At 66.5% G+C, this 14,541-nt stretch carries 14 protein-coding genes and 2 tRNA genes; 3 read left to right on the forward strand and 13 right to left on the reverse strand.

The window, feature by feature from the left end:
* Positions 1-13 precede the first annotated feature (13 nt).
* The 4 genes from EG854_RS05130 to kdsA are packed head-to-tail and all read right to left on the reverse strand — an operon-like array spanning position 14 to position 4,469.
* Positions 14-1,111 carry a DUF3089 domain-containing protein gene (locus EG854_RS05130; protein WP_123286638.1) on the reverse strand — a complete coding sequence of 366 codons (1,098 nt, stop codon included), beginning with the start codon at positions 1,109-1,111 and terminating at the stop codon, positions 14-16.
* Positions 1,108-2,109: an ADP-glyceromanno-heptose 6-epimerase gene (gene rfaD / locus EG854_RS05135; RefSeq protein ID WP_206423373.1), complete on the reverse strand. Its 1,002-nt coding sequence runs from the start codon at positions 2,107-2,109 to the stop codon at positions 1,108-1,110. The genes EG854_RS05130 and rfaD overlap by 4 nt, the downstream gene beginning before the upstream one ends.
* Entirely contained in the window at positions 2,106-3,554 is a 1,449-nt protein-coding gene (gene rfaE2, locus EG854_RS05140; protein WP_123286640.1) for a D-glycero-beta-D-manno-heptose 1-phosphate adenylyltransferase, read from the reverse strand. The genes rfaD and rfaE2 overlap by 4 nt, the downstream gene beginning before the upstream one ends.
* 48 nt (positions 3,555-3,602) lie before the next feature.
* Positions 3,603-4,469, reverse strand: a complete 867-nt coding sequence (gene kdsA, locus EG854_RS05145) for a 3-deoxy-8-phosphooctulonate synthase (RefSeq protein WP_375782288.1) — start codon at positions 4,467-4,469, stop codon at positions 3,603-3,605.
* 102 nt (positions 4,470-4,571) lie between these two features.
* Here kdsA and EG854_RS05150 point away from each other — a divergent pair, with 102 nt between their 5' ends.
* The 3 genes from EG854_RS05150 to sseA are packed head-to-tail and all read left to right on the forward strand — an operon-like array spanning position 4,572 to position 8,106.
* Entirely contained in the window at positions 4,572-6,017 is a 1,446-nt protein-coding gene (locus EG854_RS05150) for a cryptochrome/photolyase family protein (protein ID WP_123286641.1), read from the forward strand.
* A 36-nt stretch (positions 6,018-6,053) separates the two neighbouring features.
* Complete coding sequence (locus EG854_RS05155) at positions 6,054-7,274, forward strand: SAM-dependent methyltransferase (protein ID WP_123286642.1); 1,221 nt, start codon at positions 6,054-6,056, stop codon at positions 7,272-7,274.
* Between the two features lie 4 nt (positions 7,275-7,278).
* The gene (gene sseA / locus EG854_RS05160; RefSeq protein ID WP_123286643.1) at positions 7,279-8,106 is read left to right on the forward strand and encodes a 3-mercaptopyruvate sulfurtransferase; all 828 of its coding nucleotides are present in this window, start codon (positions 7,279-7,281) and stop codon (positions 8,104-8,106) included.
* A 4-nt stretch (positions 8,107-8,110) separates the two neighbouring features.
* Here sseA and EG854_RS05165 read toward each other — a convergent pair whose 3' ends face one another.
* The 9 genes from EG854_RS05165 to EG854_RS05205 all read right to left on the reverse strand — a co-directional run bounded on the left by EG854_RS05165 (position 8,111) and on the right by EG854_RS05205 (position 14,519).
* The gene (locus EG854_RS05165; RefSeq protein WP_206423374.1) at positions 8,111-9,424 is read right to left on the reverse strand and encodes a dicarboxylate/amino acid:cation symporter; all 1,314 of its coding nucleotides are present in this window, start codon (positions 9,422-9,424) and stop codon (positions 8,111-8,113) included.
* Between the two features lie 152 nt (positions 9,425-9,576).
* Positions 9,577-10,869 (reverse strand): dicarboxylate/amino acid:cation symporter, encoded by a 1,293-nt coding sequence (locus tag EG854_RS05170; protein WP_123286644.1) that lies wholly within the window; start codon positions 10,867-10,869, stop codon positions 9,577-9,579.
* Between the two features lie 96 nt (positions 10,870-10,965).
* Positions 10,966-12,096: an amino acid ABC transporter substrate-binding protein gene (locus EG854_RS05175; RefSeq protein WP_123286645.1), complete on the reverse strand. Its 1,131-nt coding sequence runs from the start codon at positions 12,094-12,096 to the stop codon at positions 10,966-10,968.
* 62 nt (positions 12,097-12,158) lie between these two features.
* Positions 12,159-12,235 (reverse strand) — tRNA-Arg (locus EG854_RS05180).
* Between the two features lie 37 nt (positions 12,236-12,272).
* On the reverse strand, positions 12,273-12,578 hold the full coding sequence (locus EG854_RS05185; RefSeq protein ID WP_123286646.1) for an ETC complex I subunit: 306 nt from the start codon (positions 12,576-12,578) through the stop codon (positions 12,273-12,275).
* 88 nt (positions 12,579-12,666) lie between these two features.
* A tRNA-Pro gene (locus tag EG854_RS05190) sits at positions 12,667-12,743 on the reverse strand.
* A gap of 51 nt (positions 12,744-12,794) precedes the next feature.
* On the reverse strand, positions 12,795-13,295 hold the full coding sequence (locus EG854_RS05195) for a DUF192 domain-containing protein (RefSeq protein WP_123286647.1): 501 nt from the start codon (positions 13,293-13,295) through the stop codon (positions 12,795-12,797).
* A 4-nt stretch (positions 13,296-13,299) separates the two neighbouring features.
* Positions 13,300-13,791, reverse strand: a complete 492-nt coding sequence (locus tag EG854_RS05200; RefSeq protein ID WP_375782289.1) for a DUF192 domain-containing protein — start codon at positions 13,789-13,791, stop codon at positions 13,300-13,302.
* Positions 13,792-13,808: 17 nt separating this feature from the next.
* The gene (locus EG854_RS05205) at positions 13,809-14,519 is read right to left on the reverse strand and encodes a cold-shock protein (protein WP_311716671.1); all 711 of its coding nucleotides are present in this window, start codon (positions 14,517-14,519) and stop codon (positions 13,809-13,811) included.
* Between the last annotated feature and the right edge of the window lie 22 nt (positions 14,520-14,541).

The following is a 14,541-nucleotide window of genomic DNA, read 5'->3' on the forward strand; positions in this document are numbered from 1 at the left end:
GCGCGTCCGGCGCCTAGCGGGCGATCCAGACGGCCAGACGTTCCTGAACGTCGTGTTCAATATCGCTGTAGAACAGATTGTACGGACGCGATTTTCTGCGGTCTGACCAGTTGCCCGTCTCGCGGAAGGACTCCATGTCCGGCTGGGTGTGACGCAGCAGGCCGTCCTGGCAGACCGTGGCGACCGAGCGGGCGATCAAGGCCGGGCGCGCGCCCCACTCGAGCCCTGTGGCATTGGTGGCACCCAGATGCACCCGGGCCGGAACCTGGACCTCATCCGGCGAACCGGTAACCGGGTTGACGCAGACGGCGGCCCGATCATCCAGCTCGACCAGACGCCCGCGATCGTCCCAGACGAGGGCCCGACGAAGCCTGCGACGGGCGGCGCCGTCGTTGTCCTCTGTGACCGGCGAGAAGGCTACGAGACAGGCCGTCTGGTCGCGCGCGCTGCAAGGCGGCAGGGAGGGCGTGGCCGGGTCGGCCGCCAGAATGGTGTCCATGGCATAGACGGCGACGATGCGGCGACGCAGGGCCGGGTCACCAACGATCCGCTCGCGCACCAGCCGCTCAGCCAGTTCGCCCCCTTGCTCAACCCCGGCGATGACGATCGGCCCGGACGGATGGCGGGCCAGAAAGACCTCGAACGCCGCCTCGATGTCCCGGTACGCGAAGGCACGGGCTTCGCGTGCGTCATCGCGAAGGGTCAGGCGGGTGTAGAGGCTGCCCTGTCGATAGCGGGGAATGCTGAGCCGGCCCGAGCGGGCGAAGGGGCCCGCATAGTTGGGGATGACCACCCGGAACAGATAGGCATCGGCGTCGGCGTCGCCGATCGGGCCGTTCCATTCCTCGCCGCCGTCATAGGTCGTGGAGTGGATGAAGAAGACGGCCGCAGGGCCTGACCCTGCGATCCCCCTGTCCTGCATGGCCCAGGCCGGGGCCTGCTGATAGTCCGGGGCCGGAGGCGGGTCATAGGTCTGGAAGGGCACCTCGGGGTCCATGCCGGCCTGCAGGATATCCCCGCGCCAGACGGCCGCGGCAGCCACGATCAGAAACACCAGGGCAAAGCCGGCATAGCCGATCAGGGTCCTGAGGCTGACCGCGCGGGACTTCATCGATACGGGTCTTCCGTTGCCAGATACGACTGGACGTAGCGGCGCACGCCCTCCTCCAGCGGTGTCGACTGGCCGTCAAAGCCCAGCGCCCGGACCCGGTCCATGCGAGCCTGGGTGAAATACTGATAGCGGTCGCGGATCACCTCGGGCATGTCGATATAACTGATCTGCGGCTCCTTGCCGGCCGCGGCAAAGGTGGCCCGTGCGAGGTCGGCGAACGAGCGGGCCTGTCCCGATCCGGCGTTGAAAACGCCTGAGATCTCCGGCTTGCCGAGCAGCCAGTCGATCACATCGACCACGTCATCGACATGGACGAAGTCGCGCAACTGGCCCCCGTCCGCGTAGTCCGGGTGATGGGAACGGAACAGCTGGACCGGCTCACCCGCCTGCACCTTGGGCCAGATCTGGGCCACAACCGACTTCATACCGCCCTTGTGATACTCGTTCGGACCATAGACGTTGAAGAACTTCAGGCCCGCCCATTGGTTGGGGGCATGCCCGCGCTCCGCCTGTTGCCGGGCATAGAGGTCGAACAGATATTTCGAATATCCATACGCATTTAGCGGACGAAGCTTTTGCAGCGACGCAAAGTCATCCTCGTCATCAAAGCCTTTGTGACCGTCGCCATAGGTGGCCGCAGAGGAGGCATAGACCAGCCGCACACCGCGTCGCACGCACCAGTCCCACAGGTCGCGGGACAGGGCAAAATTGGTCCGGAGGATCAGGTCGGCGTCCGGCTCGGTCGTCGAGGAGATCGCGCCCATGTGGATGACCGCCTCGATGCGATCGGCGTTCGCCTCCAGCTTTTCAAACATCTCTTCCGGCCACCAGAAGTCGGCGACCGGATGTTTGGCCAGGTTCTTCCACTTGCCGAGATCTGCGCCTTCGAGGCGGTCGCAGACGACCACATCGTGGCGATCCGCAGCGCACAGCCGGGCGACGATGTTGGAGCCGATGAAGCCGGCGCCGCCGGTGACCACGATCATGCGGCGCGTCATTGGCCCTCGCCTTTCGCCAGTTTCTGGATGGTGGCCGTGGTCGAGTGACCGGGCGAGAATTCCGCCAGCCGGACCTCTCCGCCCCAGGATTCAACCTCGGCCGCGCCGACGACGGTGTCGCGCGTATAGTCCGCACCCTTGATCAGCACAACCGGTCGCAGGGCCTTGATCAGGTCCAGCGGTGTTTCCGTATCGAAGGACGTCACCCGATCCACGCTGGCCAGGCCGCCGATGACCGCCGCGCGGCTGTCGAGATCGTTGACGGGACGGCCCTCGCCCTTCAACCGGCGCACAGACTCATCCGTGTTGAGCGCCACAACCAGCCGGTCACACCAGGCCCGCGCCTGGGCGAGATAGGCGACATGACCGCGGTGCAGGATGTCGAAACAGCCGTTGGTGAAGCCGACCTTAAGCCCCGCCGCCTTCCACAGTTCGACCTGATCGACCAGGGTCTCGACCGGCACGATCCGGCCGTGGTCGATGTCCATGGCGCCGGTGAGCTCGGCCTCGAGCAGTTCGGGAGGCGTGACCGTGGCGGTGCCGCTTTTGCCCACGACGACGCCCGAGGCCAGAATGGCAAAGGCGGCCGCCTCGGGCAGGTCATGCCCGGCAGCCAGCGCGAGGCCGAGGGCCGCAAGGCCCGTATCACCGGCACCCGACACATCGAACACTTCGCGGGCGCGGGCGGGAATGTGCTGGACCGGACCGCCGCGCCGCATCAATGACATGCCCTTGCCCGCGCGGGTGACGATCACAGCCTTGGCCGTCGTCTGATCCAGCAGGGCCGAAAGCGCGCGCTCGACCTCGGCGTCGGTGTCGGTCGGCAGGCCGGTGGCCCCCGCCAGTTCGGCGGCATTAGGCTTGATCAGGTCGACCGCGCCATAGCGGGCGAAGTCGCGGCCCTTGGGGTCAACGATGACCGGCACCCCGGCCTGTGCGGCATGGGCGAGCGCCGCCGCGATCAGGGCGTCGCTGACCACGCCCTTGGCATAGTCCGAGATCAGGATGGCGTCCGCGCCCTCGAACACGCCCTCGCCTGCATAGTCAGTGTCGAGAGTGTCTTCCTCGTCGAGACGCAGCAGTTGCTGGCCCGCGGCGACATAGCGCGTCTTGACCACGGTGCGGGCCGTATCGGTGTAGCGCACGGCGTCGGTCAGGCCGGGCTCGGCGGCCAGAAGATCGGCCAACGCCCGGCCCTCGACATCCTGTCCCGCGACCGAGCCGAGGGTCACGCGCGTGCCCAGCGAGGCCAGATTGCGCGCCACATTGCCGACGCCGCCCGGCATGGAGACCGAGCGGTGGGTGCGAAGGACGGGCACCGGGGCCTCGGGCGAGATGCGGCTGACCTCGCCATAGACGAACCGGTCCAGCATCAGGTCACCGACGCAGGCAAGGCTCAGGGACGGCGCCCGGGCGAGCAGGCTTTGAAGACCGGCGAGGTTCATGCGTCGGAGCTATCCCACAGGACCGGGCACGTCCAGTCGCGGACCGGTTCAGGCCGCGCGCTTGATGCCTTGGGCGATGACCAGATCGTCGAAGGCGATCAGTTGACCGGCGAGGGATTCGAACTGGTCCAGCGGCACCATGTTCGGGCCGTCCGACGGGGCGTTGTCCGGGTCCTGGTGGGTTTCCATGAAGACGGCATCCACGCCGACCGAGACCGCAGCGCGGCCCAGAACCGGCACGAACTCGCGCTGGCCGCCCGAGGACGTCCCTTGCCCGCCTGGCTGCTGGACGCTGTGGGTGGCATCGAACACCACCGGGCAGCCGATGTCGCGCAGCACCGGCAGGGCGCGCATGTCCGAGACCAGGGTGTTGTAGCCAAAGCTGGCGCCGCGCTCGCAGGCCATGACGTTCGGATTGCCCGCGCCCACGACCTTGGCGATGACGTTCTTCATGTCCCAAGGGGCGAGGAACTGGCCCTTCTTGATATTGATGACCTTGCCGGTCGCGGCAGCAGCCAGCAGCAGGTCGGTCTGACGGCACAGGAAGGCGGGAATCTGGATGACGTCGACGGCCTGGGCGGCCTCGGTACACTGGGCCTCGGAATGGACGTCGGTCAGAACCGGCAGGCCGACGCTCTCGCGAATCTCGGCAAAGATGGGCAGGGAGTCCCGGAGCCCAAGCCCCCGGGCCGCGTTGGCCGAGGTGCGGTTGGCCTTGTCAAAACTGGTCTTGTAGATGATGCCGACGTTCAGACGCTCGCCGATCTCCTTGAGCGCGTTGGCCATTTCCAGCGCGTGCTGGCGGCTTTCCAGCTGGCAGGGGCCGGCGATGAAGACGATGCGGCGACCGCCGCCGATGGTGACCGGACGCTTGAGACCTTCGGAGATTTCAATGACGGCGTTGGGACGGCTCACGATATTCACTTTCGACAGGATGGGAGCCCAAGGCTCAAATCAGACAGGACGTCATATGGGGTGGATGATTTTGGATAACAGGTTTTCCGACGGGATGCGCGCATGAGCGGGACGGATGCGCCGGTGATCCTGTGGTTCCGGCGGGACCTGCGGCTGGCGGACAACCCGGCCCTGACCGAGGCGGTGGCCAGCGGGCGGCCGGTCATGCCGCTGTATGTTCTGGATGAGGCGGCGGAGGGACGCCCCCTGGGCGGAGCGTCGAAATGGTGGCTGGAGCGCTCGCTGCAAGCGTTGGCCGAGGCGCTGGACAAGGCCGGGGCGCCGCTGATCCTGAAACGCGGCCCGGCCGAGGCGGTGCTGCGGGCGCTCATTGAGGAGACCGGGGCGAAGACGGTGTTCATGAATCGCCGGTTCGAGCCTGCGGCCTTCGCCGCGGATGCCGACATCGCCCACGCGCTGAAGGCTGAAGGCATCGAATGTCGCGGCTTCAACGGGTCGCTGCTGGCCCGGCCGGGATCGGTGCTGACCCAGGCCGAGAAGCCCTACAAGGTCTTCACCCCCTTCTATCGCGCGCTGATGGAGGCGATCGAGCCGCCGCCCGCGCGCCCGGCGCCGGAGCGGATTGCCGGCGTGAAGGGCGTCGCGTCTGATCCGCTGGAGGACTGGGGCCTGTATGAGGCGCGCCCCGACTGGGCCGCCCGGTTCGACGCGAAGGCCCCGGGCGAGGCGGCGGCGTCGAAGCGACTGGCCGACTTCATCCGCCGGGATCTGGCGAACTATGGGGTGATGCGGGACCGGCCCGGCAAGCCCGGGACCAGCCGGCTGTCGGCGGCGCTGCACTGGGGCGAGATCAGCCCCTGGCGCGTGGTTCTGGATGTGCGCGCCGCGGTCGAGGCCGGCACGGTCACCGAACAGCAGGCCGAGGCCTTTGTGCGCGAGATCGGCTGGCGTGAGTTCTCGGCCCATCTGCTGCACCAGTTCCCGACCCTGCCGGACCGGAATTTCCAGCCGAAGTTCGACGACTTCCCCTGGCGGTCGGACGGCGCTGGCCTGAAAGCGTGGCAGGCGGGCCAGACCGGCTATCCCATGGTCGACGCGGGAATGCGCGAGCTGTGGACCACGGGCTGGATGCACAATCGGGTGCGGATGGTGGTCGCCTCGTTCCTGGTGAAACACCTGCGAATCGACTGGCGCGAGGGCGAATCCTGGTTCTGGGACACGCTGATCGATGCCGATCTGGCCAGTAATTCGCAGAATTGGCAGTGGGTCGCGGGATCCGGAGCCGATGCCGCGCCGTATTTCCGTATCTTCAACCCGGTGTCGCAGGGCACCAAGTTCGATGCGGATGGTGAGTATGTTCGACGTTGGGTGCCGGAGCTCAAGAAGCTTCCCGATCGCTGGTTGCACAGCCCGTGGGAGGCTCCGGCCGAAGTCCGTGCCGATGCGGGTGTCCAGCTGGGCAAGACCTACCCCCGTCCGATTGTCGATCACGCCGAGGCGCGCGACGCGGCGCTCGCGGCCTTCAAGAGTCTGGGCAATGAGGGGTAGACTGCCGGTCCTTGCCCTCTCCTGTGGAGGTCTGTGATGACGACGACCACCCTGAGCGACATTCAGGCCCCGGCACATGCGCCGCGTGGATTCGGCCTGTTCCTGCGCCTGCTGGCGGCGAACTGGACCTGGGGGCGGCTGACGCTGAAGCTGCCGGACGGGGCCATGCACGAACTGGTCGGCAAGGTTCAGGGCCGCAGCGCCGTGCTGGAAATCCGCGACTACAACGTCGCCCGCCGGGTGCTGGCCAATGGCGATATCGGCTTTGCCGAGGGCTATATGGCCGGAGAATGGGACAGCCCCGATCTGGCGGTCCTGCTCGAGGTTCTGGTCGAGAACTACGACCACATCCACAGGCTGTTCAACGGCTCCCTGCCGATGAAGGTCATCAACTGGGTCAGCCACCGACTGAGGCGCAACAGCCGCCGGGGCGCACGCAAGAACATCCACGCCCACTATGACCTGGGCAATGAATTCTATGCGTCATGGCTGGACGAGACCATGACCTATTCCTCGGCGCGCTATGCGGCCAAGGACGAGGCGTTGGCGGTGGCCCAGGCGCGCAAATACGAAAGTCTGGCCCGGCGCATGGACCTGCAAGCCGGGCAGTCGGTGCTGGAAATCGGCTGCGGCTGGGGCGGGTTCGCCGAATATGCCGCGCGCGAGGTCGGGGCCAAGGTCACGGCCATCACCATCTCGCAGGAACAGTATGATTTTGCCCGCCAGCGCATGCAGCGGGCGGGGTTGGGCGAACAGGTCAACATCCAGCTGGTCGACTACCGCGATGTGACCGGCCGGTTCGACCGCGTCGCCTCGATCGAGATGTTCGAGGCCGTGGGACAGGAATACTGGCCGACCTATTTCAGCAAGATCGCCGAGGTGCTGGCGCCAGGCGGCCGGGCGGCCCTGCAGATCATCACCATTCAGGACGCGCTGTTCGAGGAGTATGCGGTCCGGACCGACTTCATCCAGAAATACATCTTCCCTGGCGGGATGCTGCCCAGCGAGGAACGGTTGAAGCCGGTCATCGAGGCGGCGGGCCTGAACTGGCAGTCCGTCGAGCGGTTCGGGCAGGATTATGCCGACACTCTGGCCGCCTGGGACCGCCGCTTCCAGTCCAGCTGGAGCGACATCCAGCGCATGCAGAGCTTTGACGAGCGGTTCCGGCGGATGTGGCGCTTCTATCTGGGCTATTGCGAAGCCGGGTTCCGGTCGGGCCGGACGGATGTGATCCAACTGGCGATCGGCAAGGGGTGATCCGATGTCGCCGCTCATCGAAGCCCGTGACCTGCTGGCTCTGATGCGCGAGGGGGCCGTTCGGGTCGTCGATGCCGGGTGGCGGCTGGATGGGACCGATACGCGGGCCCTGTTCCGGGAGGCGCATATCCCGGGGGCGGTGTTCTTCGATCTGGAGGCGGTGTCCGACCCGACCTCGCCCCTGCCCCACACCCTGCCGGACGCCGCGCATTTCGGGCGGGCCATGGGGGCGCTGGGCCTGTCAGAGGGCGACCGGATCGTTGTGTATGAGGCCGGGCCGATGTTCTCGGCCCCGCGCGCCTGGTGGATGCTGAAGACCTTCGGGGCGACGCAGGTTCAGGTTCTGAATGGCGGGCTGAACGCATGGACCAAGGTCGGGGGCGAGACCGAAGGTGGGGATGCCCGTCCCCTGCCCGCGCGCTTCGATGCCCGACTGGATCGTAACGCGGTGGTCGATATCGAGACCGTGCGTCAGGCGCTGAACGAGGGCACCACACCTGTTCTGGATGCGCGGGGTGCCGTCCGGTTCCGGGGCGAAAGCGCCGAGCCTCGCCCCGGTGTGCGGCCCGGTCATATGCCGGGAGCGCGGAACCTGCCCTATGCAGCCCTGGTCGATGAAGCGGGGCGTCTGCGGGACCGCGCCGACCTTGAGGCCGCATTCGAGGCGAGCGGGCTGGACGACACGGCTGTGCCGATCACCACCTGCGGATCCGGCGTGACCGCCGCCATTCTGGTGCTGGCTCTGACCGTGCTGGGCCGCCCGGCGCGGCTCTATGACGGGAGCTGGACCGAATGGGGGAGCCGCACGGACACCCCCATCCAGACCGGCTGACGCCTCAGGACGTCGGCGGGGCGACGGGCAGCGGGCCCGAGACCTCGGCCGGGATGTCCTTCTCGCCGCGCGAGACCACGGTCGCGGCCACCAGATCGCCGGTGACGTTCAGCGTGGTCCGGCACATGTCGAGGAAACGGTCGACGCCCAGGATCAGGCCGATACCTTCGGGCGGAACCCCGACCATTACCAGGATCAGCGCCACGACCGGCAGGGAGCCTGCGGGCACACCGGCCGTGCCGATACCGCCCAGAATACAGACCAGCATGACCACCAGCTGCTGCTGGAGGTTGAGGTCGATACCGAAGAACTGGGCCAGAAACAGCACCGTCACCCCCTCGAACAGGGCGGTGCCGTTCTGGTTGGCCGTGGCTCCCACGGTCAGCACAAAGCGCGAGATGCGCTTGGGCAGTTTCAGCTGCTCCTCGGCGGCCTTGATGGCGACCGGCAGGGTCGCGTTCGACGACGCGGTCGAAAAGGCCACCACAAAGGGCTCGCGGACGCCCCGGGCGAACTTCAACGGGTTCATGCCGCCGAAGATCATCACCAGCAGCGGATAGACGATGAACATGTGGATCGCCATGGCGCCGACGGCGACCCCCGCATAGGCGCCGAGGCGGATCAGCAGATCCCAGCCGAACACGGCGGCCAGGTTGAACATCAGGGCGGCGATGGCGATCGGGGCCAGTTTGATGACGGCGTTGATCAGTTTCATCATCACTTCCAGCAGACCCTGCAGGCTTTCCTGAAGCGCATCCGTGGCCTTTGACTTGGCCATCACCATGCCGATGCCAAAGATCAGGGCGAACACCATGACCGGCAGGATCTGGTTGTCGGCGGCCGCCGTGATGACGTTCGACGGGATCATGTCGAGGAAGAACTGGCCGGCCTCGATGCTGGTGGGCGCATTGCCTACGATGGCGGCGGCGCCGTCGCGGCCGTCCTCCAGCAGTTGCGCGGCCAGCGCCGGATCAACGCCTGCGCCCGGCTGGAAGTAGTTGACCATGACCAGGCCGATCCCGACCGCGATGGCGGAGACCATGATGGTGAAGACCAGCGTCTTGAACCCGACCCGGCCCAGCGACTTCAGGTCGCCCATCTCGGCTACACCGACGGCCAGCGCCGCGAACAGCAGCGGAATGACCAGCATGAACAACAGGCGCAGGAAGATCTGCCCGACCGCCTGGATCAGTTCCATGACCCATGGAATGACCACCAGATCATTCAGATTGACGTAGAGACCGCCGCCAAGGCCGACGGCAAAGCCGAGCAGCATCCAGAGATAGAGCGGCACACCGCCACGTTTCGTCTTTTCCACAGGTCCCCCCGGCCGAGGCCGATATCACAACACGTCGGCAAGCCTCGACCAGGTCGCGGGCCCGAACAGCCCATTGTGCGCCAGCGCTACGGCCTTCGTCGAGGGGAGATTTTCATGCCGGAGACGGCCCGTCTTCACCGCCTGATGGTCCCCTATTTGATCGGCGGCGCCTTATAGGCCTCGATGTCGATTTCCTTTTCCCAGCGCCCTACGATGGTCGCCACAGCCAGGTCGCTGATGACATTGGCCACGGTGCGGGTCATGTCGAGGATGCGGTCGAAGGGCAGGATAAATCCGACCATCAAAGCTGTCTGGGCCGGGCTGACCCCGATCACCTGCAGCACGGCCGCCAGCATGAACAGCGAGGCCGATGGTACCGGCGCCGTGCCGATGGACACCAGCACGGTAGTCAGGGCGATCAGCGCATAGTCGACCATCGACAGGTCGATGCCAAAGGCCTGGGCCGCGAACGAGGCCAGCAGGGCGATGTAGAGTGCCGTGCCGTCCATTGAAATGGTCACGCCCAGTGGGAGGACGGTCGAGAAGACCGGCTTCTTGATGCCCAGATTGGCCTCGGCCACCGCCATCGATACCGGCAGGGTGGCCGACGACGAGGAGGTCGAGAAGGCCACCAGTCCGGCGTCGGTCACGCCCCGGAAGAACGGCAGGGCCGGCAGCCGCGCCAGCAGCTTGATCAAGCCGCCGTGCACGATCAGCACCTGCAGGAGGCAGCCGGTGATCACGCAGAAGGCCAGCAGGGCGACGTTGACGAAGGTCGCCGGTCCGGTGGTGCCCATCACCCAGGCGATCAGGGCGAAGACACCGAAGGGGGCGATCTCCATGACAAAATTGACCACCTTCAACATGGCCTCTGCGCCAGCGTGGAAGGCACCGGCCAGCGGCTCGCCCTTGGCTCCTGCGGTCAACAGACCGGCCCCGAAGATCAGGGCGAAGAAGATGACCGACAGCACCTGGCCCTCGGCCAGGGCGGCAATCGGATTGGTCGGGACGATGGATTCCAGCAGCCCCGCAAACGGCTGGGCCGCCTCAAGCTCGCGCGGCACGGCGCCGGCGAAGTCCACACCCAGTCCCGGCTGGACCAGGGCGCCGAGGATCATGCCGATGACGATCGCGAACGCCGTCGTCAGAATGTAGAGGAAGATCGTCTTCAGCCCCAGCGAACCCAGTCGCTTGGGGTCCTGCAGGCTGAGCACGCCCGAGACGATGGTCGCGAACACCAGCGGGATCACGATCATCTGGATCAACCGCACGAACAGGTCGCCGATCCATTTGATCTGCACCGCGCCCTCGTCCCAGATCAGGCCGGCGATCGCCCCCAGCAGAAGGGCCGCGAGAATCCGTTTCCACAGCTTGATGCCGAACCAGTAGCGGTAGAGAGGCCCGCGTTCACGTTCCCCGGCGGCAGTGTGGCTGTCGTCAGTCATGGAGTTCCCGTATGGATACGCTCGGGCTGTGCCCCGGCACTACCTGCACACGTTATCGACTGAGACGCCGGATCGCCAGTGCAGTCCCGACCCGGTCTATCGGATCGGCAGGCCGTAGATCAGCCCGCCCGGTGTTGCGTTCCACTGTGCATTCAGGCCGCGGGCAAGGTCCAGTGCAGAATCCGATCCCAGATTGCGGGCGAAGACCTCGCCATAGTTCCCCACAGCAGAAATCGCCTGATACGCCCAGCGGTCCGACAGGCCCAGACGGGTGCCGAACTCGCCCTCGACGCCCAGCAGACGGCGGATGCGCGGGTCGCGGGCCTCCTTTGCCTGATCCGCAACGGTATCGCGGGTGACGCCATATTCCTCGGCCAAGATCAGGGCATTCAGAGTCCAGCGGACCACCCGGGTCCAGTGGGGATCCTCGCGACGCACGATCGGACCCAGCGGCTCCTTGGAAATCACATCGGGCAGAATGGCGTGCTGTTCGGGATTGGCCAGGGTCGTGCGGGCGGCGGCCAATGCCGAGACGTCGGCGGTGAAGGCGTCGCAGCGCTCCTCGGCATAGGCGCGCCGGGCCTCCTCCTCGGTGGCCACCACCACGGCCTCATACTCCAGCCCGCGCAGGCGGAAATAGTCGGCCAGATTGAGCTGGGAGGTCGACTCGGCCTGCACGCAGATGCGGGCCCCGTTCAGCTCGGTCGCGCTGCCCAGATTGAGCGCGCGCCGCACCAGGAAGCCCTGGCCGTCGTAATAGTTGGTGCCGGCGAACGAGACATCCTCGGTCACGTCGCGGTCCATGGTCCAGCTGGTGTTGCGCCACACCACATCGACCCGTCCCTCGCGCAGGGCCTCGAACCGCTGGGCGGTGGTCAGGGGCACGAATCGCACCGCGTCCGGATCATTGAATATGGCCGCCGCCATGGCCCGACAGAAGTCGACGTCAAAGCCGCGCCACTGACCCCGGTTGTCGGTATAGGCAAAGCCGACCAGACCCTCGTGCACGCCACAGTTCAGACGCCCGCGCCGGCGTACGGCGGCCAGCGTCGGGCCGATGGTACCGGGCGCGGTTGCCTCGACTGGCGGCAGACCGGCCAGATCGTCATCCGGGGTGGCGGCCTTCTTGTCATCATTGCCCCCGCAGGCGGCCAGCACCAGCGCCGCCGCAAGGGCGGTCCCGGCGGCAAACAGGCGGGTAAGGCGTGACGGCGTACGGATCGTCATGACCGCCTTATAGACGGCATCCGCCCCCGCTTCGCAACCGCCCGGATGTGGAAAGCTAAGGGTGGCGCGCCCTGCAGGATTCGAACCTGCGACCGTCCGCTTAGAAGGCGGGTGCTCTATCCAGCTGAGCTAAGGGCGCCTCGGGTTCGCCTCAGAGCGGTGGCATGCGCCAGGGCTCAGTGCGTCCAGGGCTGTTTGCGGTGGGTGGCGAAATTGTCGGCATAGGCCTTGAGGATCAGCGGAGCCTCTTGCGGCTCCTGCAGGCGGAAGGCGATCCCGTGACGCTCTGCATAGGCGACGGCCTCGTCCTGGGTGTCGAAGGTCAGGCGCACCTGGCCCTTCATGTCGGTCGAACCGGTCCAGCCCATCAGCGGATCGATAAAGCGCGCAGACGCCGGCATGAACTCCAGAATCCAGGCGGTCGTCTTGGCCCTGCCCGACTGCATGGCGGTTTTCGCCGGTCTGTAGATACGCGCCAACATGTCCGTCTCGTTCGCCTCAAAGGGGCCCTCGCCCCGCGCTGACCCTCGTTTAGCGAGCGTCGCCCCGGCGGTCCAGCCGCCCGGCCCTTGGTCGGGGCGAGAGGATTCGAACCTCCGACCCTCTGCTCCCAAAGCAGATGCGCTACCAGGCTGCGCTACACCCCGACATCAAGGGACGGCTCTCATGCCACGCCCCCGCCCGGCCCGCAACGCGGATCAGCGATCGCAGGGCGCGTCGGTATCAAAGAAGGGATGGCGGACCCGGTCGCCGGGCTGCGCGCCGATCTCGCCCATGCGCCCGGCCCGGACCTCGAGCACGCCGTTGGCGGCCCCGCCTGAGGGATAGGTGGTCTCGGTATAAGGGGTGGTGTGGGCCGCGATCGAGATGATGCAGCCCTGCGGATCCAGATAGACGATATCCAGCGAGCTGGGGGTGTTCAACATCCAGAAGCCGCGCTCGGCCGCCTCGGGATACTGGAACAGCATGCCCCGGTCGTCGGGCAGCGGAGGACGGTTCATCAGGCCCCGCTGGCGCTCTTCGAACTCGTCCGCGATCTCGACCTCGAAGTCGAAACTGCCCTTGGCGGTGACCACCGTCAGCGGCTCGACCGGCAGGGACTGCCCCCCGCTGCCCGTCACCGCGTCCTGGGCGCAGGCGCCGGTGAACAGCAGTGCCGCAAACAGGGCGGCGACGGGCAGGCTGCGGGTGAACGTCATCAGATCAACTGCAGGGCGTCTGGGTGTCGAAGAAGGGATGGCGGACGCGGTCGCCGGGCCCGGCTCCGATTTCGCCCATGCGGCCGGCCCGGACCTCAAGCACGCCCTTGGCGGCGCCGTTCGAGGGATAGGTGGTTTCGGTATTGGGGGTGGTGTAGGCCGCGATCGAGATGATGCAGCCCTGCGGGTCCAGATAGACGATGTCGAGCGAGCTGGGGGTGTTCTGCATCCAGAAGGCGCGCTCGGCCGCATCCGGGAACTGAAACAGCATGCCCTTGTCGTCTTCGAGCGGCGGGCGGTACATCAGGCCCCGCGCCCGCTCGGCCTCGTCGTCGGCGATCTCGACGTCGAAGTCGAAACTGCCCTGATCCGTAACGACGCTGAGGGTTTCGACCGGCAGGGTCTGGCCGTCAGCCGAGCCGTCATCCTGGCTGCAGGCGCCGGTGAACAGAAAGGCCGCCATGATCGCGGCCGCAGGAAGATAACGCTTCAACACCTGTTCCACCTCTTTCGTCAGGCGGACTGGTCTCCGCCCATTCTGATTTCCGCGACGACCAGGCCCTTGGGGCCCTCGGCGAAGCGAACCTGAACCGGATCGCCGGGCAACAGATCCTCTATGCCACACCGACGCAGGGTCTCGACGTGGACGAAGATATCGCCCTCGGCCTCATCGCGCACCACAAAACCATATCCCTTGGTGCGATTGAACCATTTCACGACGGCGGGTTGAAGCGGGAGGCCGGACAAGGGCTCGGCCGTGGCCGTCGACGGCGCATGGCCAAGGGCCCTCAGGCCATCATATCCGCTGCGCGTCGCGGGCGGATCGGCAGCCTCTTCGTCGTCGGATAGATCGAGTACCTCAAGCACCTGCCAGCCCTTGGGGCGGCGCACGCATTCGCAGCGGATGGACGCGCCCTCGGGCGCGCTGTCCCGACCGGTGTCGCGCAGGCTGCTGATGTGCAGCAGGACATCCTTGAGGTCCGTCATGTCCGGATCGTCCGGAACGATGAACCCGTATCCCTTTCCGGGATCAAACCACTTGACCTTGCCGACGATCTCGATCGTTCCCGGCGTATCAAGCCCCTCTAGGTCAGACACAGCAAAACACCCCCGCCCGCGAACAGCAGACACGGCCATGCTTAACACGGTTCTGTGAAGCCTGTGGAGTGCGAAAACGCCGGTTTTACGCCGCAGGTTGCCGCTGCGACGCAGTTGCAGGACCATCCCCGTCTCGAATCCGAACGGA

The organism is Brevundimonas halotolerans, from assembly GCF_003730275.1.
GTDB classification, from domain to species: Bacteria; Pseudomonadota; Alphaproteobacteria; order Caulobacterales; family Caulobacteraceae; genus Brevundimonas; species Brevundimonas halotolerans.

What these genes read in the sequence shown, in the direction of transcription:
- EG854_RS05130 (WP_123286638.1), bottom strand. Translation starts at nt 1,111, where the DNA reads ATGAAGTCCCGCGCGGTCAGCCTCAGGACCCTGATCGGCTATGCCGGC.
- rfaD (WP_206423373.1), bottom strand. Translation starts at nt 2,109, where the DNA reads ATGACGCGCCGCATGATCGTGGTCACCGGCGGCGCCGGCTTCATCGGC.
- rfaE2 (WP_123286640.1), bottom strand. Translation starts at nt 3,554, where the DNA reads ATGAACCTCGCCGGTCTTCAAAGCCTGCTCGCCCGGGCGCCGTCCCTG.
- EG854_RS05150 (WP_123286641.1), top strand. Translation starts at nt 4,572, where the DNA reads ATGAGCGGGACGGATGCGCCGGTGATCCTGTGGTTCCGGCGGGACCTG.
- EG854_RS05155 (WP_123286642.1), top strand. Translation starts at nt 6,054, where the DNA reads ATGACGACGACCACCCTGAGCGACATTCAGGCCCCGGCACATGCGCCG.
- sseA (WP_123286643.1), top strand. Translation starts at nt 7,279, where the DNA reads ATGTCGCCGCTCATCGAAGCCCGTGACCTGCTGGCTCTGATGCGCGAG.
- EG854_RS05170 (WP_123286644.1), bottom strand. Translation starts at nt 10,869, where the DNA reads ATGACTGACGACAGCCACACTGCCGCCGGGGAACGTGAACGCGGGCCT.
- EG854_RS05175 (WP_123286645.1), bottom strand. Translation starts at nt 12,096, where the DNA reads ATGACGATCCGTACGCCGTCACGCCTTACCCGCCTGTTTGCCGCCGGG.
- EG854_RS05185 (WP_123286646.1), bottom strand. Translation starts at nt 12,578, where the DNA reads ATGTTGGCGCGTATCTACAGACCGGCGAAAACCGCCATGCAGTCGGGC.
- EG854_RS05195 (WP_123286647.1), bottom strand. Translation starts at nt 13,295, where the DNA reads ATGACGTTCACCCGCAGCCTGCCCGTCGCCGCCCTGTTTGCGGCACTG.
- EG854_RS05205 (WP_311716671.1), bottom strand. Translation starts at nt 14,519, where the DNA reads ATGGTCCTGCAACTGCGTCGCAGCGGCAACCTGCGGCGTAAAACCGGC.